This window comes from Paenibacillus sp. Soil522, from assembly GCF_001428245.1.
Classification (GTDB): domain Bacteria; phylum Bacillota; class Bacilli; order Paenibacillales; family Paenibacillaceae; genus Pristimantibacillus.
This window is the reverse complement of sequence record NZ_LMRV01000040.1, coordinates 50,991-74,472: the sequence shown is the minus strand read 5'-3', so window position 1 is coordinate 74,472 and position 23,482 is coordinate 50,991. Positions and strand designations below refer to the sequence as shown.

17 protein-coding genes and 2 pseudogenes are annotated in these 23,482 nt (G+C 47.5%); 4 read left to right on the top strand and 15 right to left on the bottom strand.

Features of this window, described 5'->3' with window-relative positions; translation table 11 throughout:
* Positions 1-309 precede the first annotated feature (309 nt).
* Positions 310-1,251 (top strand): glutaminase A, encoded by a 942-nt coding sequence (gene glsA, locus ASG81_RS12680; protein ID WP_056634346.1) that lies wholly within the window; start codon positions 310-312, stop codon positions 1,249-1,251.
* A gap of 113 nt (positions 1,252-1,364) precedes the next feature.
* Here the strand turns inward: glsA and ASG81_RS12675 are convergent, their stop codons facing one another.
* From ASG81_RS12675 to arfA, 5 genes are all read right to left on the bottom strand, one after another.
* A complete protein-coding gene (locus ASG81_RS12675) occupies positions 1,365-1,931 on the bottom strand; it encodes a YkvA family protein (RefSeq protein ID WP_235548849.1) in 567 nt (188 codons plus the stop codon).
* A gap of 81 nt (positions 1,932-2,012) precedes the next feature.
* A complete protein-coding gene (locus ASG81_RS12670; RefSeq protein ID WP_056634342.1) occupies positions 2,013-3,884 on the bottom strand; it encodes an ABC transporter ATP-binding protein in 1,872 nt (623 codons plus the stop codon).
* Positions 3,877-5,607 (bottom strand): ABC transporter ATP-binding protein, encoded by a 1,731-nt coding sequence (locus ASG81_RS12665; RefSeq protein WP_056634339.1) that lies wholly within the window; start codon positions 5,605-5,607, stop codon positions 3,877-3,879. Before ASG81_RS12665 ends, ASG81_RS12670 begins: the two co-directional genes overlap by 8 nt.
* A gap of 85 nt (positions 5,608-5,692) precedes the next feature.
* Entirely contained in the window at positions 5,693-6,613 is a 921-nt protein-coding gene (locus ASG81_RS12660; protein ID WP_056634337.1) for an ArsR/SmtB family transcription factor, read from the bottom strand.
* Between the two features lie 90 nt (positions 6,614-6,703).
* A complete protein-coding gene (gene arfA / locus ASG81_RS12655; RefSeq protein WP_056634335.1) occupies positions 6,704-8,212 on the bottom strand; it encodes an arabinosylfuranosidase ArfA in 1,509 nt (502 codons plus the stop codon).
* 322 nt (positions 8,213-8,534) lie between these two features.
* Here arfA and ASG81_RS12650 point away from each other — a divergent pair, with 322 nt between their 5' ends.
* Positions 8,535-9,446 carry a sensor domain-containing diguanylate cyclase gene (locus tag ASG81_RS12650; protein ID WP_056634332.1) on the top strand — a complete coding sequence of 304 codons (912 nt, stop codon included), beginning with the start codon at positions 8,535-8,537 and terminating at the stop codon, positions 9,444-9,446.
* A gap of 110 nt (positions 9,447-9,556) precedes the next feature.
* Here the strand turns inward: ASG81_RS12650 and ASG81_RS12645 are convergent, their stop codons facing one another.
* Positions 9,557-10,318, bottom strand: a complete 762-nt coding sequence (locus ASG81_RS12645) for a YceI family protein (protein WP_056634325.1) — start codon at positions 10,316-10,318, stop codon at positions 9,557-9,559.
* A 236-nt stretch (positions 10,319-10,554) separates the two neighbouring features.
* Between ASG81_RS12645 and ASG81_RS12640 the strand changes: the two genes are divergently transcribed.
* Complete coding sequence (locus tag ASG81_RS12640) at positions 10,555-12,006, top strand: SpoVR family protein (protein ID WP_056634322.1); 1,452 nt, start codon at positions 10,555-10,557, stop codon at positions 12,004-12,006.
* A gap of 157 nt (positions 12,007-12,163) precedes the next feature.
* Here ASG81_RS12640 and ASG81_RS12635 read toward each other — a convergent pair whose 3' ends face one another.
* The 8 genes and pseudogenes from ASG81_RS12635 to ASG81_RS12600 form a co-directional block, all read right to left on the bottom strand.
* Positions 12,164-12,730: a Uma2 family endonuclease gene (locus tag ASG81_RS12635; RefSeq protein ID WP_056634319.1), complete on the bottom strand. Its 567-nt coding sequence runs from the start codon at positions 12,728-12,730 to the stop codon at positions 12,164-12,166.
* A 172-nt stretch (positions 12,731-12,902) separates the two neighbouring features.
* Positions 12,903-14,390, bottom strand: coding sequence for a glycoside hydrolase family 2 protein (locus tag ASG81_RS12630; protein WP_235548848.1), 1,488 nt, complete (start codon positions 14,388-14,390; stop codon positions 12,903-12,905).
* 53 nt (positions 14,391-14,443) lie between these two features.
* Positions 14,444-15,259, bottom strand: a pseudogene (locus tag ASG81_RS12625) (sulfite reductase); the annotation flags it as partial.
* A 303-nt stretch (positions 15,260-15,562) separates the two neighbouring features.
* Positions 15,563-17,761 (bottom strand): alpha-galactosidase, encoded by a 2,199-nt coding sequence (locus ASG81_RS12620; RefSeq protein ID WP_056634312.1) that lies wholly within the window; start codon positions 17,759-17,761, stop codon positions 15,563-15,565.
* Positions 17,762-17,793: 32 nt separating this feature from the next.
* On the bottom strand, positions 17,794-18,609 hold the full coding sequence (locus tag ASG81_RS12615; RefSeq protein ID WP_056634309.1) for a carbohydrate ABC transporter permease: 816 nt from the start codon (positions 18,607-18,609) through the stop codon (positions 17,794-17,796).
* Positions 18,606-19,484, bottom strand: a complete 879-nt coding sequence (locus ASG81_RS12610; RefSeq protein ID WP_081417303.1) for a carbohydrate ABC transporter permease — start codon at positions 19,482-19,484, stop codon at positions 18,606-18,608. The genes ASG81_RS12615 and ASG81_RS12610 overlap by 4 nt, the downstream gene beginning before the upstream one ends.
* Positions 19,485-19,555: 71 nt before the next feature.
* Entirely contained in the window at positions 19,556-20,881 is a 1,326-nt protein-coding gene (locus ASG81_RS12605; protein ID WP_056634303.1) for an ABC transporter substrate-binding protein, read from the bottom strand.
* Positions 20,882-21,111: 230 nt separating this feature from the next.
* Positions 21,112-22,134 carry a LacI family DNA-binding transcriptional regulator gene (locus ASG81_RS12600; protein ID WP_056634301.1) on the bottom strand — a complete coding sequence of 341 codons (1,023 nt, stop codon included), beginning with the start codon at positions 22,132-22,134 and terminating at the stop codon, positions 21,112-21,114.
* Between the two features lie 331 nt (positions 22,135-22,465).
* On the opposite strand from ASG81_RS12600, the gene ASG81_RS12595 reads away from it, so the two are divergent.
* Positions 22,466-23,014: a methylated-DNA--[protein]-cysteine S-methyltransferase gene (locus tag ASG81_RS12595; protein ID WP_081417302.1), complete on the top strand. Its 549-nt coding sequence runs from the start codon at positions 22,466-22,468 to the stop codon at positions 23,012-23,014.
* Positions 23,015-23,089: 75 nt separating this feature from the next.
* On the opposite strand, the pseudogene ASG81_RS12590 reads toward ASG81_RS12595, so the two are convergent.
* A pseudogene (locus ASG81_RS12590) lies at positions 23,090-23,422 on the bottom strand (DNA alkylation repair protein); the annotation flags it as partial.
* Positions 23,423-23,482: the final 60 nt, after the last annotated feature.

The following is a 23,482-nucleotide window of genomic DNA, read 5'->3' as shown; positions in this document are numbered from 1 at the left end:
TTCAGTTTTCAAAGAGCAATCTTTTCTTTCATTTGGTTCGCTTGTTTTTCTTGTCGTCCGCGTGTTTCTCTCGGCCGGAATTAGAATATACCATGTATCCGTCTAATTGGTCAAGCTTTTATTCAAAAAAAGTTTGAAACATTTTTAAATAACATTTTGCAGTACGTAAAACCTACCTATTAACCATTGTTTCTTACTAAATAATCGTATAAATCAACTTTATCCTGCTTTGCAAATGTTATAAACTAAAAGCAGTAACGCCACATATTAAAGATACTTATTAAACGATCTGGAGGAGGGAGCATCAAAATGTCTTTAATAGAAATCGATCGTATCCAAGAGCTTCTGCCTCAGTGGCTTGAAACGAGCCGTCAGCAATGCGGCTACGGTAAGGTAGCTTCCTATATTCCCGAATTGTCGAATTCGCCTATAGATGCATTAGGTATTCATATCATGGATGCGCAAGGACAATCGGCCTCGGCCGGCGATACCGGGCTATCCTTCACGATGCAAAGTATTTCCAAAGTATTCACACTCATTCTAGCGCTTATGGACAACGGCGAGAACGTAGTTTTTGATAAAGTCGGCATGGAGCCTACCGGCGACAATTTCAACTCCATGCTTAAGCTTGAGCTCGTGCAGCCGGGGATTCCTTTTAATCCCCTTATTAACGCGGGTGCAATTGCCATTTCTTCGTTGATAGCCGGCAGTAATCCTGCGGAAAAGTCGGCTCGCGTATTGGATTTCCTTCGTCAACTTTCTAATAATAGCTCGCTGAACTATGATCTTGAGGTATACCGATCCGAAAAAGATACGGCTAATCTTAACCGGTCAATGGCTTATTTTCTAAAAGATAACGGAGTGCTGCAGGGGCAGGTAGAGGATGTCCTCGACGTTTATTTCCGCCACTGCTCCGTAAGCGTGACATGCGCTGATTTGGCGCAAATGGCTTTGGTGCTTGCGCATAACGGTAAAAATCCGCTGACCGGAGAAGAGCTAATTCCCCGCCGCTACGTTCAAATCGCCAAAACGTTCATGATCACTTGCGGCATGTATAACGCCTCTGGAGAATTTGCTATCCAAGTCGGCTTGCCTGCCAAAAGCGGCGTATCCGGTGGCATCTTATCGATGGTGCCCGGTCGGTACGGCATCGGGTTAGTAGGGCCGTCCTTGAACCGAAAAGGAAACAGCATTGCCGGCGTAGCGCTACTGGAGGCCATCTCCCAAGAGTTTGACTGGAGCTTGTTCTAAACAGAACCGTTCAAATAAATTAGCTAACTGCAGCGCTTATCATTTAAACCAAAAGAGGATCGGCCTTCAGAGCATTTCGCTCCCGGCCGACCCTCTTGTACCTGCTCCGCGTATTACGGCTGCTGATTGATCAATTTAACATTTTTGTTCAATACGAAAAACTGCTCTGCCTTCTCACGATGATCATCGGTTATTTGACCGCTAATAGCCTTGTATGCAATCAACACCGCTGTTGCGTCATCAACAAAGCCGGCTACCGGTAAGAAATCAGGAATAAGATCGATTGGCAATATCCAATACGCCAAGGCGCCTATCGCCGTAACCTTAGCCGTAAGCGGCGTTTTCGGATCAGCCGAGCAGTAGTACAGCGTTACGACTTCCTTCGCGAACGGAACCTTCGCTGCATGCCGCTTCACCTTTGCCCAAAAGCCTTCTTCCACGTACTTCGTTTGCTTCTCATGGTCCCCGATTTTGGCGACCCACTTATTAATGTCGACTTCCTCTGGCAAGCTCGTTTGATTATTTATATCGAACGAGGTCTCAAGTTCCTTATTAGAAACCGTATAGGGAACAGTCTCTTCAATCAGCTTCGTACCGCAAGAGGAGCAATCCGCAACCATTATACTGGACGAATCGACTTCGTTGTTGTATCCACAGTTGGCGCACTGGGCAATAGTCATTCATCCCACCTCCTTGTTTATAACTACATATACTCACCATCCCTTAAAATAGTTGCATAATCGTTAAGACTTAGCTGCTGTTTACTTTGTCGCCGATTCGCTTACTTCACACAAGCCATTGTTTAACTGGCCTTTAACGAGCGAGCTATAAAAGCCCTTCCGCTCCAGCAGCTGCACATGGGAGCCTTTCTCGATGATGGCGCCATCCTGCAGCACCACAATTTGATCCGCTTGCTTGATGGTGTTCAACCGATGGGCGATGACGAAGCTCGTTCTGCCTTGCATGAGCCGCTGCAGCGCCTCTTGAATTTTGATTTCAGTGACGGTATCTATACTGCTTGTCGCCTCGTCCAGCACTAAAATCGAGGGATTGGCAAGTATCGCTCTAGCAATGGCCAGCAATTGCTTCTGTCCTTGGCTAATGCCGCTGCCGTCCGGCCTGAGAATAGAGCTATAGCCATCCTTCAAACGTACGATAAAGGAATGCGCATTTGCGAGTCTCGCCGCCTCTTCTACATCTGCATCCGTCGCATCGAGCTTGCCGTAACGAATATTTTCGCGGATCGTACCCTCGAACAGAAATGGATCCTGCAGCACGAATGCCATATGCGAACGCAAATTTTCACGTTTAATCGTCCGGCTGTCATGTCCGTCGATCATAATGCTCCCAGAGCTCGGATCATAAAATCGGCATAATAACTGAATAAGCGTCGTCTTGCCAGCCCCGGTCGGACCAACAAGCGCAATCGTCTCTCCCGGTGCTGCATGGAAGCTTACGTCGCTAATCGTGGCCGCCCGTTCCTCATACGCAAACATTACTTTATCAAATACGACGCTGCCCTTCACCTCTGCGAGCTCGCGGGCAGCGCCCTCATCCTTCCGCTCCTCTTCTTCGGCAAGCACGTCGAACACCCTCTCCGCGCCCGCTACGGCCGAGAGCAGCGTGTTCCACTGATTAGCCAGATCATTAAGCGGACGTGTGAACTGTCTTGAATACTCCGCGAAAATAACGATAACACCTACCGTAATCGAATCATTCAAGACAAAGATAGCTCCGATTCCGGCAATAATGGCAAAGCTTAGGTTGTTGAGCGCATTCATCAGCTTCGGAATGAAGCCCGATATCGCCTGCGCCCAGAAGCCGGATATGCGGATACGTTCATTACGCTCCTTGAACGCGGATATAACCGTCTGCTCCTGAGAGAAGGCCTTCACGATGCGCTGTCCGGACAGCGTCTCTTCGATATATCCGTTCAAATCTCCAAGATTACGCTGCTGAGCCTTGAACAGCCGACCAGTTTGCTTCGTAATCCATTTCATTCCGAACAGCATAAGCGGGACAACGAGAAACGTAAGCAAGGTTAAGAGCGGACTGAGCGACAGCATGACGCTTACGGTGCCAATGAGAAGAAGCGCGCTTGAAAAAACTTGAATGACCGAGCTATTTAATGATGAGCTTACATTTTCAATATCGTTCGTTACCCGGCTCATCAGCTCCCCATGCTGGCGCTTGCTGAAATAGGGTATAGGCAGACGGTGCAAATGCTCAAACAATTGAACCCGCATAAGGTAAACGGTTTTCTGCGAAATGGAGATCATCCAAATGTTTTGCAGCCACATCGTAATAGAATGAAGCGCATAAACGACAGCCATTCCGATTAGAAAAACAACAAACCCGCTCCCCCGATTCATCAAAAAATGATCAATCGCTGTACCGGCTAAATAGGGACCCAGCAATGAAAAACCGGAGCTTAGCATGACCATGAAAATGACAGCCGCTAATTTCCGTTTGTAGGCAATCAAATAACTCCACATTTGCTTCAGCGTCCGGGACGTATTTTTAGCTCTAGGCTTACGTTTGCCTTTATCGCCAGCTGTCTGCCCCTCAGCCGCCGCTTCCATAGCTGCTCCAGGTCTTCGATAACGGAAAGGCTCTATTAATGATTTAAGCACGGGAAACACCTTCCTTCCCGAACTGCGATTCGTAAATTTTTTGATAAAGGCCGGACTCCCGGATCAGCTGCTCATGCTTGCCCTGCGCTAGCAATCGGCCATCATCAAGCAGCAGGATGGAGTCAGCTGATACCGTCGAGCTGATTTTTTGCGTAATGAGGAAAGTCGTACATTTCAATTGTTTAAGCGCCTGCAGCAGCGCCGCTTCCGTCTGCACATCCAAGGCACTCGTGCTGTCGTCAAGCAGCAAAATAACCGGCTTCCTTACGAGTGCCCTCGCTATGGTCAGCCGCTGCTTCTGCCCGCCGGACAGATTGACGCCCTTTTGCCCAACGATCGTATCGTATTGCTCGGGCAGCTTCATAATCGTGTCATGAATTTGCGCCAGCTTGGCCGCTTCGATAATTTCTTCGAGCGTGGCGTCCTCCTTGCCCCAGCGGATGTTTTGCTCAACCGTGCCCGTGAACAGCATTATTTCTTGAGGCACATATCCAATCTGCTTGCGCAGATGCTTAAGCTTCATTAACCGGTTATCTGTCCCATCAACGCTTATTTCACCCGTCTGCACATCATATAGCCGCGGGATAAGCTGAACGAGGGACGTTTTGCCTGAGCCCGTCGCTCCCATAATCGCGATCGTCTCGCCAGGCTTCGCTGAGAAGGATATATGATCCAGAACACGCTGGTCGGAAGCCGGGTATTGAAAAGAGACGTTCTCAAAGGAAACTTGGCCTTCGCGAGGCTTAGCTGCTTCATCGCTGCCCGTCGTATCCGTTAAATCGATATCCGTCAGAACGACCTCTTCCATTCTTTGCGCCGATGCGCGCGCCCTTGAAAAACTGATCACAATCATCGACATAATCGATAAAGCTGCAGTCGTCCTAGTCGCATAGTTGATGATCGCAATCACTTCGCCAACGGTTGCGCCGCTCGTATCAAGCTCAATACGGCCAAACCACAGCACGGCCATGACGCTCGCATTCATTACAAGCAGAACGATTGGCATCGTAGCCTCCGTCAAGCGAAGCGCCGCTACGGTGCGGTCCATCAGCTGCCCGCTCGAGTGTGCAAAGCGCGCCGATTCATGCTGCATCCGAACGAACACCCGAACGATCCGCATCCCGATCAAGTTTTGCTGCATGACGCCGTTCACCTGATCAAGGTGCTGTTGCACGGAACGAAACAAACCCTCGCCCTTCTTAAGCACCCATAATAGAAATATCCCGAGAAACGGGATGACGACAGCAAGCCAAACGGCCAGCTTCGGCTGTACGATAAATGCCATCACGATGCTTCCGACTACGAGCAGCGGAGCGCGAAGCATAATTCGCAGACCCATGAATACCGTATTTTGCAGCTGCGTGACGTCGTTTGTAAGTCTTGTAATAAGCGAGGATTCCGGAAAACGGTTAAAGTTAGCGAATGAGAACGATTGGACCTTGTCATAAAGGCGCTCCCTTACATCAAAGCCAAAGCTCTGACTAACGTGAGAGGCGTAGAAAGAGCTAAGTATGCCTGCAACAAAAGCAAAGATGGAGCAGCCGATCAGAACGCCGCCCCATTTTAATACAACCAACAAATTATTGTGTACGATACCGTCATCTATGATTTTGGAAATAATATAAGGCTGCAGCAGCTCCACCATCAGCTCAACAAGCATGAGAAGCAGAGCTACATAGGCAGCAAACCGGTATTTTTTGAGAAAGATGAACATGGTCAGCATCATTGTTCCTCCGGGTAATAATGGCTTATATTAGCGTTCCTGCTCTCTATATCAATTTAAATCCAACTGAGGCAGCTAAGCTGTCTTACACGCTGCGCGCTTCCTCGTAAAATACCCGGAACATAATGTCATGGTTGTAGTTGCCGAAGCCTTTGCCATACAAGGTTAAGCCGCCAACGTGTACGGCATCCTCCTTCACGCTAATGCGGAAGGTCCAAAAGTTGCGATCAAGTCCGATCTCGCCGATCCCTACGGATGACATATGCTGTCCATCGATTAACGTGCCATCCTCTTGTATGCGGATAACCTTCAGCAGGCCGTATTGGTTAACGCGATCCCCCCACCAGGCCGGTGAAAACCTTCCTCTCACCTCGCCGTAATCGCCGGGGCTCGTCCACATTCCGATATCCATCCCGTTAAGCGAGAAATCAATGTCCGAGGGCCAGTTCTCGTTCACGCCCGGCGCTTCGGAGCCTAGCTCGAGCGTAATTTCCAGCGCTACGGGGCGCTGTCCCGAAAGCAAATAGTTCGGCACCTTGTATTCCACGTAGCCTTTACCGAACCACAAAATTCCGGCATTCATCCGCTCCGGTTCCAAGAAGAAGCGCGGATCGTCAAATTGTCCAATCATCTTGTCGACCGTAGCAATGCCGCAGGTCGGAAACACCTCAAATTGTGTAAAATGTCCGACAGGCACGCTGACGTCATGCACCTTCTTCACATCCAGCGTCGGGTGCGGCAGCTCTATCGCAATGGAACGCTCCGCGAGCGTGCAAATTTTGTGCGTCCCCCCTTGCTTGCGAACCATCTTCGTCTGTACGATTCCCGCTTTCTCCAGTTTGCGGACATGCATCGTTACTATCGCGCTGCTTAAACCGATAGCCTCGGCCAGCTCCTTCACATTCATCATGTTCGAGGCAAGCAGATTAATAATCGAAAGCCTTACCGGACTAGCCAAAGCTTCATATAAGGGCAGCCACTCTTCGTCTGTATTGGCATGTATCATTGTCGTCTCCTCCTATCTCTCTATTCTATAATAATAGAGGGCATCCCAAAAGCCGCAATTGCGGCCTCCGGATACCCTCTTTCGTTTCTCTTACAGCTTGATGCGAATAACGTTCCACGATGCTTTGCCGAGCGTCGCTTGAATTTTTCCGCTGCCATCGATAGCGGCATTGCCTGACGTATGAGGCGTTACGCGGTTAGGAGCATCTGCCGTGTTCGTCATTTTTAAATCTTCATGCTCAAGCACGATATGCTCGATCACCCGGAAAGCACCGAAGCTGCGGAGATCGATTTCGAAAGGCAGCGCTTCATCGAGGTTGCGGTTAACCGCAAAGATCGTCACTTCCTCTTTCTCCTCATTATGAACCGCTACGGTCTCCAGGAAAGGAACATCGGTAAAATCCTTCGAATCATACTTCGGCGATTTGACGAGCGGCACAAGCACCGTACCGCGACCAAAAATGCTGGCGTGCATGTACGGATAGTAGATCGTTTGCTTCCAGGCAGGACCGCCGTTTTGCGTCATGATTGGAGCAATAACGTTAACCAGCTGGGCGATACAAGCCATTTTCACGCGGTCAGCACGCTTCAGCATACTAATCAGCATACATCCGACAACCAGCGCGTCCTCATGATTATACACGTCTTCAAGCTGAGGCGGAGCAATTTGCCAAGGGTCAAGCTGTTTATCTTGCGCATGCGAATGGAACCATACATTCCACTCGTCGAAGGAAAGATTAATTTTTTTCTTGCCGCGTTTTTTCGCTTGGACGTAATCGCAGGTTGAGATAACCGTGTTAATGTAGGAATCCATACTCATGGATTGCGCAAGGAAGTTTTTCGTATCGTTGTGCGGATTTCCATAATATTGATGGATCGAAACATAATCAACGGTGTCATAAGCCAAATCCAAAACCGTCGACTCCCATTCCGGAAATGTAGGCATACCGATATGCGAGCTTCCGCAGGCTACAAGCTCTATGGTTGGATCGACCCAGCGCATCGCTTTGCCCGTTTCGTTAGCGAGGCGGCCGTATTCCACCGACGTTTTATGTCCGATTTGCCAAGGTCCGTCCATTTCATTGCCTAGACACCAGGTTTTCACATTATGCGGGTCTTTATACCCATGCTGGATACGAAGATCACTCCAATAAGAGCCGGATTTATGATTTGAATATTCAATCAGGTTACGTGCGTCATCGATGCCGCGAGTACCGAGGTTTACGGCCATCATTGCATCTGTATTAGCCTTTTTACACCAGTCCATAAATTCATTAAAGCCGATCCAGTTCGGTTCAACTGTCCGCCAAGCAAGCTCAAGCCTCTTTGGACGATTGTCTACAGGACCGACACCATCCTCCCAGTTGTAACCGGATACAAAATTACCTCCCGGATAACGGACGATTGGCACATCAAGTCCTCTTACAAGCTCTAGCACATCAGAACGAAAGCCCTGCTCATCTGCCTCAGGATGATCCGCTTCATAAATACCTCCGTATACGGCACGCCCCAGATGCTCTATGAATGAACCGTATATGCGTTTATCTACTTCACCGACTTGAAAATCCTTATCCACGATCATTGATGCTTTGTCTGCCATGCTTATCCACCTCGTCATCGAATTAATAGATTCATTAATTAATAAGACATTCATTAACAAACGTTCTTACTATCATTTAACTACAGGTTTTAAATTAATTCAAGCATTAATTTTGATAGCATTGAAATAATATATTTATTAATTTAACGATTATGAGTTAGAACTGCTCACGCTTATAAGACTATGTCTTGATTACATCAGAAAAATTAGTTCAATATTCCTAAAATTCTTCATTTGTTTCTTGAGTTAGGCCTCTTTTTAGACTACTATGGAACTATAAGACAAATCCCATAGTTTCAACACTACGGCAGGAGTTGAGAGCATGAGAAGCACTACACGCTCAATAGAAGAAGCAGCCGACCATATTATTGACACCCTGAAGCATTTTCTTGAAGTAGATATACTATTGGTCTCAACAATCGATGGTATGGAAAGCAGCATGATTCGGGCGTTCAACCGTCTTGATAAGGATTGGATGCAAAACAACACCTGCTTACCCTTGCTGCATAGCTATTGCAGCCTCGTTCTGAAGCAAGCCTCTCCTATACTCAGCATCCCAAACATACTTGAGGATCAGCGTACTGCCTCTCTGCCGGTAACGAAGCAGCTTGGAGCTGTTTCGTTTATTGGCATCGCTGTAAAAACAGCCGATCATTTGCCTTTGGGCGCCATATGCGCATTTAATAGCGGGCCGATTCATCTGGATGAACGGCAGCACGGCTTCCTCGCATCTATCGCGGCATTTTTGGGTTATCTTTTAGACTTAGAAAATGCAAGCGTTACAGATAGCTTAACCGGTTTATTTAACCGGCGTTATTTGTCTCATCTGTACCAGAATGGCTCGGACAAGCAGTTTAGCGTGATGTTCATCGACATCGATGACTTCAAGGAGGTCAACGATTCTTTCGGCCATGACTTTGGTGATCTGCTGCTGCTCCAAATTGCCGCCAGGCTCAAGCAAAGCGTCCGGAAAACCGATATACTCGTAAGGTATGGCGGAGATGAATTCGTTATTTGCTTTCAACATTTGGTTGATAACCATGATATTGATTTTGTCGCCGGAAAAATTAAAGACTCCATTACCGAGCCGTTCTTCATCCATGGACGTACCATTCGCGTATCCGCAAGCATCGGCATTAGCTCGACGCATGGCGCAGGCGTCCGCCTGCAAGAGCTGATCAGCGACGCTGACCAGGCTATGTATGGCATTAAGCAAACTGAAAAAAAACCTTAAGAATGCCTGTCCCAGCTAGGAGATGATGCTCCAAACGGCGGCACTCAAAGGTTTTTTTATTTTCCGCAACGAGTTCGACATGCATATCACAAATCGTCCCGATAGCTTTCTTATTTGCTTAATACCAGCCTAAGCTCAACAGTAAGATTATTTTCCGTATCCATAATGACCGTATGCGGATTTTTCATACCGAAATCACCAAATGTGACAACCGTGCTTGCTTCAAGCTTCAGGGAACCTTGATCATAGACGGTTTGCCCCGTAAATACGACTTCCTTTGTTATTCCCTTCACGGTTAATTCGCCTGTAATACTCACATCATATGCCTCGCCGGATTTCCATTCTGCCGGAAGGCCTTCAAAGGAGGTTACGTTGAAGGTCGCATTCGGGAACTGCGCAGTATCTAAGTATTCGGCTTCTGAAATATGCTGATCTCTTTGCGAATTTCCGGAGTCCATGCTCGTCACATCAACTGTGCCTTCAGCCTTCGTTTGAGCAGGATCGGCCGAGTTGATTATCCACGAGCCCATCACCTTATCAAGTTTGTAATTCACCGTGTCTCTTGAGGTTGTCACCGAAAAATAAACCTTCGAATCTGAGCCGATCGTCCATGTTCCGTCTACTCCGGCTGCCTCACCCGCACCCGCTCCTGCTCCGTTTGATTCATTGCCAGCACCTGTGGCCGTCTCCGTTGCCATTCCTTCTCCAGCACTTCCAGATACCTCCGTGCTGCCATCTTCAGCCGGAGACTGCGCTATGACACTTTCAATTTCCACATGATTGCCTGTCAAACCATCATACACATAGTAAATGGCTCCGCTAATTACGATCAGAATGGCCGCTGCTGCTATGACTATTTTTTTGTTTTTCATCTCAAACCCTCCTCATTTTGTCGTTAATGATAGTCGACTTCGAACACGTATGCTTATCCACTAACACTAGCATAAAGGAAAGTTCTGAGAATAATCTTAATGCAGGCTTAAGTGAAGATGAGAATAAATCATTTTTGAGAATGGCAGGGCCACCATATGCCTCACACCGTCATAACCTTGGCCACTTGCTCATAAACATGGTATGAATCGTATTTCCGAATGCGGAGGGATGACGGATGAACCAAGATGAGATTCGCGCGCTGGAGCGATCCATCGATGAAATAACGGAAATCGCGCAAGGCTTTGGGCTCGATTTTTACCAAATGCGATACGAGATTTGTCCTGCAGATATCATTTATACGTTTGGCGCTTACGGTATGCCGACAAGATTTAGTCACTGGAGCTTTGGAAAAACGTTCAATAAAATGAAGCTTCAATACGATTTCGGTCTTAGTAAGATTTACGAGCTCGTCATCAATTCAAACCCCTGCTACGCTTTCCTTCTTGAAGGCAATTCTCTGATCCAGAACAAGCTAATCGTCGCTCACGTGCTCGCGCACTGCGATTTTTTCAAAAACAATGCCCGCTTCGGTGTTACGAACCGCAACATGGTCGAGAGCATGTCCGCAACGGCCGATCGCATCCATCAATATGAAATGGACCATGGCACGGAGGCCGTCGAGAAATTTATTGATGCGATTCTCGCCATCCAGGAGCATGTCGACCCGACGCTTATAAAGCCCTATCAGCTGGATAAAAAGAGATATATTGAAATGGTACAAAAAGACAGCGAGCGTTCCGAGTGGAATATTAAAGCATCCAAGTATGATGATTTATGGGATTTAGACCCGGAGCGGACGGCCACCGCAGCATCGGCTGCTGCATCGCAGGCAGCCGATGCCAAACGATTCCCGCCTAGGCCGGAAAAAGATGTCGTATGGTTTATCGAGGAGTACTCACCAACCTTAGAGGATTGGCAGCGCGATATTTTATCGATGCTGCGAGATGAAATGCTCTATTTCTGGCCGCAAATCGAGACGAAAATCATGAACGAAGGCTGGGCTTCCTACTGGCATCAGCGGATTATCCGCGAGCTTGACCTGACCAGCGAAGAAACGATTGAATTCGCCAAGCTGAACTCCTCCGTTGTACAGCCGTCTCGGCACAGCCTGAATCCTTATTATTTAGGATTAAAAATATTCGAGGATATCGAGCGCCGCTGGGACCACCCAACGAAAGAGGAGCAGGCACGCTTCGGGCGCGTCCCAGGCAAAGGAAGAGAAAAAATATTTGAGGTTCGGGAGCTGGATTCAGACACATCTTTCCTTCGCAATTATTTAACGAAGGAGTTGGTTAAAGATCTCGACCTCTATATCTTTGAAAAGAAAGGTCCCGAGTGGAAAATTACCGATAAAACATGGGAAAACATCCGCGAGCAGCTCGTCTATTCCAAGGTGAACGGCGGCTTTCCCAGCCTGATGGTGAAGGATGGGGATTTTAACCGCGTTGGGGAACTCTACCTGATCCATGAATACGAAGGTATGGAACTAGATCTCAAATACGTCGAGCGTACTCTGCCTTACGTCGTTCAGCTGTGGGGTAAAAACGTTCATCTGGAAACGTTCGTCGAGGATAAGAAGATCGTGTTCAGCTGCGACGGGAAGAAGATGAGCCGGAAATTCGTTTAGACAATAAATGGAGTTTGAACTGTACCCCGCAAGAAGAACACTTTGAAAAAAGTTAATCTCCTGCGGGGCATTTGTGTTTTTAATTTCATAAGGAGCTTAAAATTTGGAGGATAAAAAAACCGGTCGAGATTGGTATCCCGCCGGTTGATTGTATTTGTTATTCCAGACTGAACAGCTTATTCATGGGCACATGCAAATCTTTAAATACGATCGATTGAACCGTTTCCTGCTCCGTATACAAATGACGTACCTGGTAACTGCCATCCTGCAGCGCATACACATGAACCGTTCGATTGCCAGGATCGACAATCCAATATTCCTGTACCCCATACTTCTGATATAAGTTGAACTTCTCATTAAAGTCCTTCAATGCGGTGGATGGCGACAGCACTTCAATGATTATGGTCGGCGCACCGTGACAGCCATTCTTGGATATTTGGTCCTTCGAGCAAACGACCGAAAGATCAGGCTGCGTAACGTGATCAGGTGACTGATAATCTCCACTCTCACTGAAGAACACATCAAATGGAGCAACGAACACATAACAGTTCCGATTTTGAAAGAATGTCCTTAGGGCGAAATGAAGCTCACCAACAATAAATTGATGCAACGAGGTCGGAGCCGGCGACATATTATAGGCTTTGCCGTTTATTAACTCCCACGTTCCGTCCCAGGTCAGCCAATCTTGATAGGTATGGATTTTCTTCTCATCCGGATTTGACATGATGTTCGACCTCCTTCTGATTTTGCGTATAAACTTTTACTAATTGTACCATGATCAAGCTGATCGTTGCTATTTTTACTCATTCATTACCATCAGTATTAACCGATTATTAGCAGCGTTTTATCTAACACACAAATATTTGTATGATGATACAGAAAATCCATACTTCCCGCTATTTTTTATAATAACGCTGCACAACTGCATAAGCCAGCTTCGGTCTCCGGTAGCTGTCGACGATCCCTTTGCTGTTCTTCGTACCCGCTCTTGTAAGGAGCCAGTCCGTTCCTTCCGTCACCCTGCAGTCGCAAAATTGCCAAATGAACATGCCGGAGATGAATGACCTAGCCGTGTAAGCCGACAGGTTCGCTTCTATAATATCCGCTTGCCGCTCCTCCGTGCCCCTTACCCTGCTTGCATCGCGGTAGCCGTAATAGCCGTCGCCGCCAAACTCGCTCATAATCATCGGCTTGCCCAATCCGCCGCTTGCGTCCGCCCATCCCCGCGCCAAATCGCACAGCTCGCCCGGATCCTCATCCCCATACCATCCAGGGTATAAATTGAAGGAGACGATGTCAGCCAGATCGAAGCATAATTCTTTATCTCTATGGTGGGAAGCAAAGGTTAGCGGACGGCTCGCATCGAGCTCTCGGATTTGTTCCAACTGCTCTTTGTACATCTCCCTGCCCTCTAACGTATCGCTGGCGCATTCATTCAGTATCGCCCAGATTAAGATAGATGGATGGTTATGATGCTGCTCTACCATTTCACGGTTTACCTGCTCACACTGCCACCGGAAGTTGGGATTGCGCATCTGATCGAGACTAAGACCTCTCGCATGATTTTCTTCCCATACAAGGATGCCGCGCTCATCGCATAGGTCGAGGAATCGTTCATCATTCGGATAGTGGCTCGTCCGAACGGCGTTGCAGCCCATGTCCGTCATGAGATCAGCATCAGCCGCCATCAGTTGAAACGGAAAAGCGGAGCCTACCATCGGATGATCCTCATGGCGGTTCACGCCTTTGAACACGATATCTTTGCCGTTCAGCTGTATTCTTCCCGCTTCTGCCGTCACCACGCGGAAGCCTACACGTTCGATTAAGTCATCGCTTTCCTTCCCGTCAACGAAGAGTATTCCTCTAAGCTCATATAGAACGGGTTTCTCTGGCGACCATGCTTCAGCCCCGGGAAATTCGAATGTTCCGCCAACTCTACTTGTTCCATCCGCCGCAGCCTCGCATGAGCCTGCTTCATATTCCTTGCCGTTCAGCCGGAAGCGAATGCTGCAGGTCTGCTCTTGATTTTCCACATGATGAATAATCGCTTGAATGCTAGCCTTCCAGCCGCCCTTCTCCCAAATCGGCGTAAAAGCTATTCGTTCGATATAGAGCTGCTTAATCTCTTCCATCGCTACAGGCCGAATGATACCGCCATACGTATAATAGTCGTTCGGCACATGCAGCGAAGAGAATTCTCCGAAGCTATTATCTACGATTACTACGACCTCATACTCTCCCGGCTCAACATCTTTTGCGATAGCATGAAATGCCGTGTATGCATTGTAGTGATCTGCAATATGGAGTCCGTCGAAAAAAATATGAGCCGTATGGCTGACGCCTTTGAACACGAACCGGAGCGAGGTTTTCTCTTTGACAATCACCCGCTTCCGGTATGCTCCTTTCCCTCTGAACGTGCGAAAGTCAGGATGCATCTCCGTGACAGCTGCGGATAGGTAGTCTTGTCGCCGTGGGTCATGCCCATTCCTCCGCCGACAGCCACATTGAAGCCCTGTAGTTTCCCGTTTTCTACAATGGCAATAAACCCAAGATCCTGTGAAAAAATATCGATATCGTTGGAAGGCGGAACCGCAATCCCAATCTTAAACTTGCGGGGCAAGTATACAGGCCCGTAAATCGGCTCTACCAAACTCCCCTGCAGGCTGTCGACCACTTTCTGATCATCAATCCAAATCTCATGATACGCCGGGGTACGCGGCGATAAATGGTTGCTGAGTGCCCGCGCCCACCCGTAAACCTCCATATGAATATCAGACTGATAGGGGTTCGGATTGCACATGACATTGCGATTGACATCACCGCATGCGGCCCTGGTCGTCATCAACGTGTCGTTGACCTCACGTACCGTCTTCCTCAGGTTCCATTTTAAAATGCCATGAAGCTGAAACGATTGCCGCGTCGTCAGCCTTAACGTACCGTTCCCATGCCGGCATGCCAATTGATCCAGAACCAAGTACTGCTCCGGTGAAGCAACGCCGCCGGGAGCCAGGACACGCAGCATGAATTGGTAAGCCGGTTCCAGCTTCTTTTTCTCGCGTTCATTGCGTTGATCCCGGTCATCCTGCATATAGCTTCCGTGAAATTTAAGAAGCCGGTTATCATCCTCCGGTATTGATCCTGTGATCGGATCGCGCAGAGAGTCGTAAATCGTGCCCCGCAAATATTCACTTCCGCGCTTAATATGCTCAACCTCATTTGGAGGCCCTCCCGGAGGAGCCACCTTAGGCGGTATTACCGGAACGGTCTCTAGAGCCCCCTCGGATATCGTATTATGTATGGTACTTATTTGATCCTTTGCCATACCCACTAACTCCTTCCACTCTGTGCTCATACGCCGCCAGCCGTGCAGCTGCTTATTGAACTATCATAAAAGAAATCTTATAAAAACAACCCATCCAAACCGGCAGAAATTATGCCCCTCCATTTAAAGCCGTTTGTGAAAACATTCCGATTGATTGCGCGATTTTCCGCCAAACAGAAGAAAGACCATCCCGGCGGATTGTATCCGCAATAGGACAGTCTTTTTTTCCGGCCGCTAATCTTCTCTGCGAAGCCTCCACACCTTGCTGCGAAAATCCCCCATGAGAAGTTCGGCCGGCACGCGGAGGCCTGCATACATGAGTTCATCACCGCCGAACAAATCTCCGTCGTCCAGCCGATATAGGACATCTGGATTCAAACCCTTCAGCCGTAAAGTCCGGAACCCCAGGTTCGGCTGAGCCAGCACTTTGTAGTAAAACGCCAAAGCTTCTGAGCCATCTTCGGAAACGAACATCCAGGCCGCTTCATTGCCCTCGAACGGATTGAGCAAACGGTAAAAATCACCGAACTGAACCATTCTTCGGACATCTTTATAGAAAGCGACTTGATCTTTAACCATTTGTTCTTCCTGCTCCGAAAAGGTTGTCAAATCCAGCTCATACCCGAAAACGCCGGATAATGCCACATTCCCCCTTGTTTCAAGCGGCGTCACTCGGCCAACTTGATGATTGGGAACATCCGAAACATGCGCTCCCATTGCGCTCACTGGATAAACTAGGCTTGTGCCGTACTGGATTTTCAGTCTGCTGATGGCATCGGAGTTATCGCTTGTCCAGGTTTGCGGCATGTAGTAAAGCATCCCGGGGTCGAAACGTCCGCCGCCGCTGGAGCAGCTTTCAAAGAGCACATGCGGGAAAGCCGTCGTAAGTTCGTCCATCACCCGGTACAGCCCTAACATATAGCGGTGGGCGGTTTCCCTCTGACGTTCCGGAGGAAGCAATGCGGAGCCGATCTCAGTCATGTGGCGGTTCATATCCCATTTTACATACGTAATTGGGGCACTTCTAAGCACATCCGATAACATTCGGATAATGGCATCACAGACATCGCGGCGGGAAAAATCAAGCACGAGTTGATAACGTCCCGTCGAACGGGGACGCTCAGCTGTATGAATGACCCAATCCGGATGCTTCCGGTAGAGGTCGCTGTCCTCGTTCACCATTTCCGGCTCGAACCACAGACCGAATTGTAAGCCTTGCTTATTTATCCGCTTGGCCAAATCTTCCAAGCCGCCCGGAAGTTTATTTTGATTAACGAACCAATCGCCGAGTGAACTTGTGTCATCATCACGCTTACCGAACCATCCGTCATCCAAGACAAACAATTCAATACCAAGATCCTTACCTTTGGCTGCGATTTGTTCGATTTTATCCGCATTGAAGTCAAAATAAGTCGCTTCCCAGTTATTGATGAGAATAGGCCTTTCTTTGTCACGGAATTCCCCTCTGCACAGTCTGGATCGGTAGAGTCTGTGATAGATTCTGGACATCCCGCCCAATCCTTCGTCGGAATACACCATCACGGCTTCAGGCGTTTGGAAGCTTTCGTCCGGCTTCAGGAGCCATGCAAAATCAAACGGATTGATTCCGATGGAAACGCGAGTCGTATCGTATTGGTCAACTTCCACATTGGCAAGGAAATTCCCGCTGTATACGAGATTGAATCCATAGATCTCGCCACAATCTTCTCCTGCACCGCGGCGGAGAAGCGCCAAAAACGGATTATGCTGGGGGCTGCTAGCCCCCCGCTTGCTTTCGACTGATTGTATTCCTTTTTGGAGCGGTCTTTTGATCACGTTGCGTTCATTTGACCACCCTCCGGACAAATGCAGCATTTCATACTCCGCGTCGCCAAAATCGGCGCTCATGCTGGAAGCGCGAAGCAATCTAAGCTTTTCGTCGCCTTCATTAATGAATCGGACCGAGCGCGTAATCGCGTCCCCTTGTTCAAACACGGAGTAGGACAGGATGACGGTCAAATCGAGAATGCTGTCCCTAAGCACGATCTCGAGCGTATCTGCTTCGTTTTCATTGTCCACATACGTTGCCGGCAAGCCTTCCAATCCTGGTTTTCCCTTAAAAATACGATGGGTATGCACACGCAAATCAGTGGTTGTCGACCCGGATTCCAGTTGGATTTGATACGCCGGCGTTCGGAAGTCGGTCGTGCCGTAGCCTGGATACTCCTGGGTCAAGGTATCGAGTGAGAATGCGCTCTCTTTCCGATGCGGATACGGGTTTGGGGATAACGGGCGGTCGATGGAAACCAAGGTATTCGAATCCCGGAACCGGCTGATTTTCTTTCCCCAATACCGGTGTGCCAAATAACCGTCCCTTACGACTTCTAAAACATAGCTAGTTTTGTTCGTCGCGAGATGAAATATTTTTCGCTCTTCGTCGTAAAGTATGGACACGCTAAAATCCTCCCTTGTTCATTACTGTCAAACTATCCTTTAACTGCTCCCGAAGCGAGGCCGGAGATGAACCAACGCTGCATAAACAAATACATCATCGTGGCAGGCAATGCGGCAAGAAGAGAGCCGGCGGCTACCCAGCCGATCCGATTGGCATTCGGTCCGAAGAAGGATGCGAGCGCCACTGTCACCGTCCGCATTTCAACCTTTTGCAGGAAAAATACCGAGAACTGATAGTCGTTCCAAATACCGACCCCCGTCATAATGAGAACCGTCGCCGTCACCGGCTTGAGCAGGGGCAAAATCATTTTGAAAAACAGCATCAATCGGCTCATGCCGTCCATCATCGCCGCTTCATCCAATTCCCTTGGAATCGTACTGATAAACCCGGTATACAGGAAAATGGTCATCGGCAAATTAAACGTCACATGAAGAAGAACGATTCCCCAATACGTGTTCATCCCGTGGATATCGATAAAAAATTGATATAACGGAACAAGAATCGTCAGCGGCGGTACAATAAGTGTTGAAATAAAAAGCAGGTAGACAAATTTGTTCAGCTTCGTCTGATAACGTGAGAGCGGATAAGCTGAACACGCTCCGATTAGAATAATCCCTAGTAGAGATAATACCGTTATGATAGTGTTATTCGAAAAAGCCTGCCCGAGATTAGCGCCTTCCCATGCACTGGTGAAATTGCTCCAATCCATCGATTTCGGAAGACTCCATTTGGAGCTGAGGTCGCTCATGGACTTAAACGAGGTCGTTATCAGCAGATAGAATGGAAGAATATGAATGAGCCCAATGAGGACGGATAGTACAATCGAAAGCTTATGATTTGTTTTCATGCTTGGATCTCCTTCCTGCGGAAATAAATCAAGGCAGCGATACTGATGACTGCAATCATGAAAAACATCAGATTTCCAATAGCGGCCGCATAACCTGCATCCTGGGCACCGAAGTAGGTTTTATACATCATCGTGGACAACGACTGTGACGCGAAGCCCGGTCCGCCTTTCGTAAGCGCGATAATGACATCGAACAGTTTCAGTCCTCCGATCAAATTAAGAACGATATTAATTGTAATCGAAGGCGCAAGCAGCGGAAGCGTAACATTGAAAAACTTTATGAGTGGACTCGCCCCATCGATGGAAGCCGCTTCGTAATAATCTTTCGGAATCGATTGCAAACCGGCTAAATAGATCACCATTGCAATACCGAGATACTGGAATGTGTTCACGAATGTGATAATCAAGATGTTGATTTGGGGATCGGCCAGTAAATTTACCGGCTTATCCGAGAATAATAGAATGATATCGTTAAGGGCCCCACCCCGGTATTGAAAAAAGAAGTACCAGATGTAACCCATGATAAGCGGGCTCACGATTACCGGTAAATAAACGATTGTACGGGTCAAACCACGGGTCTGGATGCTTTGGTTGAGCAGCAAAGCGTACAACAGTCCTATAAGATTTTGAAAAAAAGTGCTTCCCACCCCGTAGATAAGCGTGTTACGTATAACGGTACCGATATTTTTGTCCTCTAACATACGGACGTAATTATCAAATCCGACCCAGCTGTATGATGGATTAAACCCATCCCAGTTCGTGAATGAAATTTTAATCCCTTCAAAGAAGGGGTAATAAATGAACAATACAAACAATAGCAACGCCGGGACATACATAAGGTTTAGCGAAAACGTCGAATTACGGCTCGGTCGCATAATTTTGATTCCTTCCTTAAGAGGAGATATAGGGGGCTATAGAAGCCCCCTTCTTCCAATCCAATGCGGATTTATTTCTGTTGAGCCTTCAAGCGTTCAACTTCTTGTTTGTAGACTTGTGAAGAATCTTCCGGTGTCAACTCACCGCCAAGAATTTGGGAAGACGTCGTTTGCATAACATCCCACATCCCGCTAGGCAGATAGACGCGGTCGAAGTACGGGAAGACGCGAATGTCTTTGTACATGTCATAATATTCGGTGTAGATGCCGAGATTCGGCGTGATTCCATTCATAGCCGCCGGCGTTCCGGAGGCCTCCGAGATCCGCTTTAGGTTTTCCGGTTTTGCAAAAAAAGAAATGACGTCTTTGGAAACTTCCAGATTCTTCCCATCTTTCCAGGCAGACATCGTGAAGCGTTCGCCCCCGGAGAACGTAGGTGTATCGCCAGGCACGATGGCAGGAACCGGCATGATGCCTACTTTCACTTCAGGATTGATTTTCAATGCATCCGGCACAAAGCCTGGGGCAGTAAAGGAGAATGCAATTTTACCTTCGGCGAACAGCTGCGGACGGTCTGTCTCACGTATTGTTAATACATCTTCACTCATCAATCCTTTATCGTACATTTCTTTGAATTTCGCCGCTAGCGGTGTCCAATTGTTCCAATCAAAATTGCCGTCTAGTAAGGCTTTAGCATGGTTTTCCTCCGCGCTAATCAATAACGAAGTCGCGAAATAATCAAAGAATTGAGCTAACGAACTCGCGTCGGTCGCAGAGAAGAAAAACGGAATGACATCGCCCTTGCTTTCTTGTTTTATTTTCTCGCCGGCAGCAATCAATTCATCCAGCGTCTTTGGCACTTCAATGCCGTATTTATCAAGCACATCCTTGTTATAAGTAATACCATCCTTCGCAGCATTCAGCGGCAGGGTGTATACCATGCCTTTAGCGTCGGTTACGATTGGTTTCATCGCATCGGACAAATTCGCGACCCATTCCTGGTCGGACAGATCCGCAACAAAATTGCCGTAACGGACTTGGGACCAGCCGTGTGTATCGAAAATATCCGGCATATCCTTCGCGGCCATTTTCATTTTCAGGACGTTCTCGTAGTCATTAGCAGGAAACTGCCATTCGAACTTGACGTTCGGATGTTCTTTGGAGTAGGCCTCGCCGATTTCTTCCATTACATCCTGCGTGCCTTGGTCATTCGTTGTACTGTAAATCGTCAGCGTTACTTTTTCCCCGTTTGTGGCTGATTGATCTGCTGCTTCTGTATTTTTCCCGTTATTTGCAGCCGGTTCAGGCTCATTGCCGCCTTTATTTGACGAACAGCCGGAAACGATCAAAGTAAGGATAAGAAAAAACAATATGGATAGCGTCTTCATTTTTTTCATAATAGGTTTGCCTCCAAATTAATGAATTAGTTAACCTTAGAATAAGGAATTGACGGTATGTTACCCTTCGCCTATACTGGAGCTTGAAACAATTTTTCCTTTTTTGGACTCCTTCGTGGGAGTCTCTTTTTTTATTTTTTTTCATGACTCTTGGCGGTAACTATTCCCCCCGCCGAATTGTAAATATCCCCTACCATGCCAGGCAGCACCTCCTCTCATCGCGATACAAATTAAGCGCCGCAGCTCTCGCGAACGATAAGCTTAGTCGAGATCACGGCCTTGATTGGAATAGATCTGCCGTTAATGCGCTCCATCAGCAGATTAACCGCCGTCCTGCCCATTTGTTCCGTGAATATTTTGACCGTTGTTAATGGCACGCTTACGAAGGAAGCCATTTCAATGTCATCGAAGCCGATGAGCGCCACTTGCTGAGGAACCGAGATCTCTGCCTCCTGAAGTGCTTTCAGTGCACCTATCGCGAGTGGGTCACTTGCTATGAAAAACGCTTGCGGAAGGTTACCCTGCTTGATCGCCGCTTTCATTAGGCGATATCCTTCTGTGATAGACCATTCTCCAAAATGAACATCTTCAGATCGGAACAATCCTTTCTGCTTCAATATCCTTTCGTAGTTCAGCCAGCGTTGTTCCACGATATCCGTCTTATCCCCATTTAGCCGATGGAGATGCTCCCTACCTCCTATAAACCCGATTCTCTCGTACCCCTTCTGAAATAGATGGCCAAGCGCCTTTTCAGTGGCCTGCCTGAAATCGGAAACGACAGCATCGTAACGCTCTTCATCCGGCGAGTGGTTGACGAAGACGACCCGGTCGTCCCGGGTAAATATTCGTCCTATTAAGTCAGAAGCCACTCCGATCACAATCAAACCTTCGAGTTCATTTAAATCATTTTCCGGCAGCTGTCCGTTCAGCCGATATACCTTAAACACTTCTATGCCCAGATCGAGCAGCTGCTTTTCAATTCCTTGACGAATGGAATGAAAATAGGGATCCTCGAACTCTTTTTCGGGTGGGCACCATACCAGAAGACCGATCCCGGCTTTCTCTGTCCCCTGCTTCTCCGGCAAGTTCTTTTTCTTCCTTCTTGAGAGGTCATATTCCAACTTTTGCGCGACTGAGAGCACTCTAGTCCTCGTTTCGTCGGATACCGAAAGCGTATGGTCTTCATTAAGCACCCTGGACACGGTAGCCGCGGACACTAGAGCTTCGCGAGCAATATCTCTTATCGTTGACATGATCTATATCCCCACTAACTTGTAACGACTTTTTTGTTTACTTAATGTTTACTAATCTCTGCAAATTAATATTATCAATAAAACGCTTTCATTGTCAATATCATTCTTGATTACGAAAAAAAATAATCTAATACAATCGAATTTTGTATTTAACCAACATTATTCAGGTTTTAGGAGTTGTTTTTACGAATATTGTTTAGTAAACATTGTTCGTGAATTAAGTAAATTTTCCAAGCGTAACAGCCTATCATTTCATTATCTTGCTGTTACATTCGAGAAGCCGTACAATCGTCTATATTTGGGGTTATACTGTTCGTGGAGGTGAGCGAAAGTGGGAAACCAATTGATTTCGCCGATCTATTGGACATTTTTAACGCATGAGAATTGGAATATGCACATCGCGGCTACAACGGAAGGACTTTGTTATGTAGGCTCACAAAATCGCCCGTTGGATGAATTGGCAGACTGGTCAGCTGCCCGGAAACCGGGCAGCATGCTAATTCTGGAAGATGCGAAGCTGCAGCCCTATGCTGATGAGCTTATCGAATATTTGCAGGGTTTGCGCAAAAGCTTTACTATGCCCTTCGATTTTTCCGGAACGCCTTTTCAGCTGGCCGTGTGGAACGCGCTTTGCACCATTCCTTATGGGCAAACCAAATCTTATTCGGATATTGCCGAGCAGATTCAAAAACCGGCCGCCGTTCGCGCAGTCGGTGCCGCCATTGGTGCAAATCCCGTTTTGATTACCGTTCCTTGTCATCGTGTTATCGGGAAAAACGGCGCTTTAACCGGCTATCGCGGCGGCATAGATATGAAAACGAAGCTGTTGCAATTGGAGCAGAACGGCGTACTTCTCGATGGCGTTTTACAGCATGCCTGATCGTCTAGCAGAACGATACACAGCGAAGCAGCCTCTCATTTGTAAAAACAAATGATAGGCTGCTTGTTCTTTTATTTATAATCGCTTCATGCTGCGAATTATATTTTTGGCAGACTGATCCACACGGTAAGATTCTGTAATTTTTTGCAAAGCTTTGTTGAATGTGAAATCATCCAATGAATTGTTCTTCAAATAATGCATCGTAGGCTCAGGAAGCTTCACATAGCAGATCGATATGGCCCAAGCAACCGCCATCTTGACATAGTAGCCTTCACGTTCAACGTTATCGAGCAACGGCAAAACTCTGCCAATATATTCTTCATCAATATAAAAATCTAGAAGCATGACTACTCCAAAACGGATATCATATTCTTTATAGGACGATAAATAAGGCTGCAAAAAGTCCCACGTTAATCACATAGTAAGTAATATACCTCACCGGCATACATTTGTACGGATAATCGAATA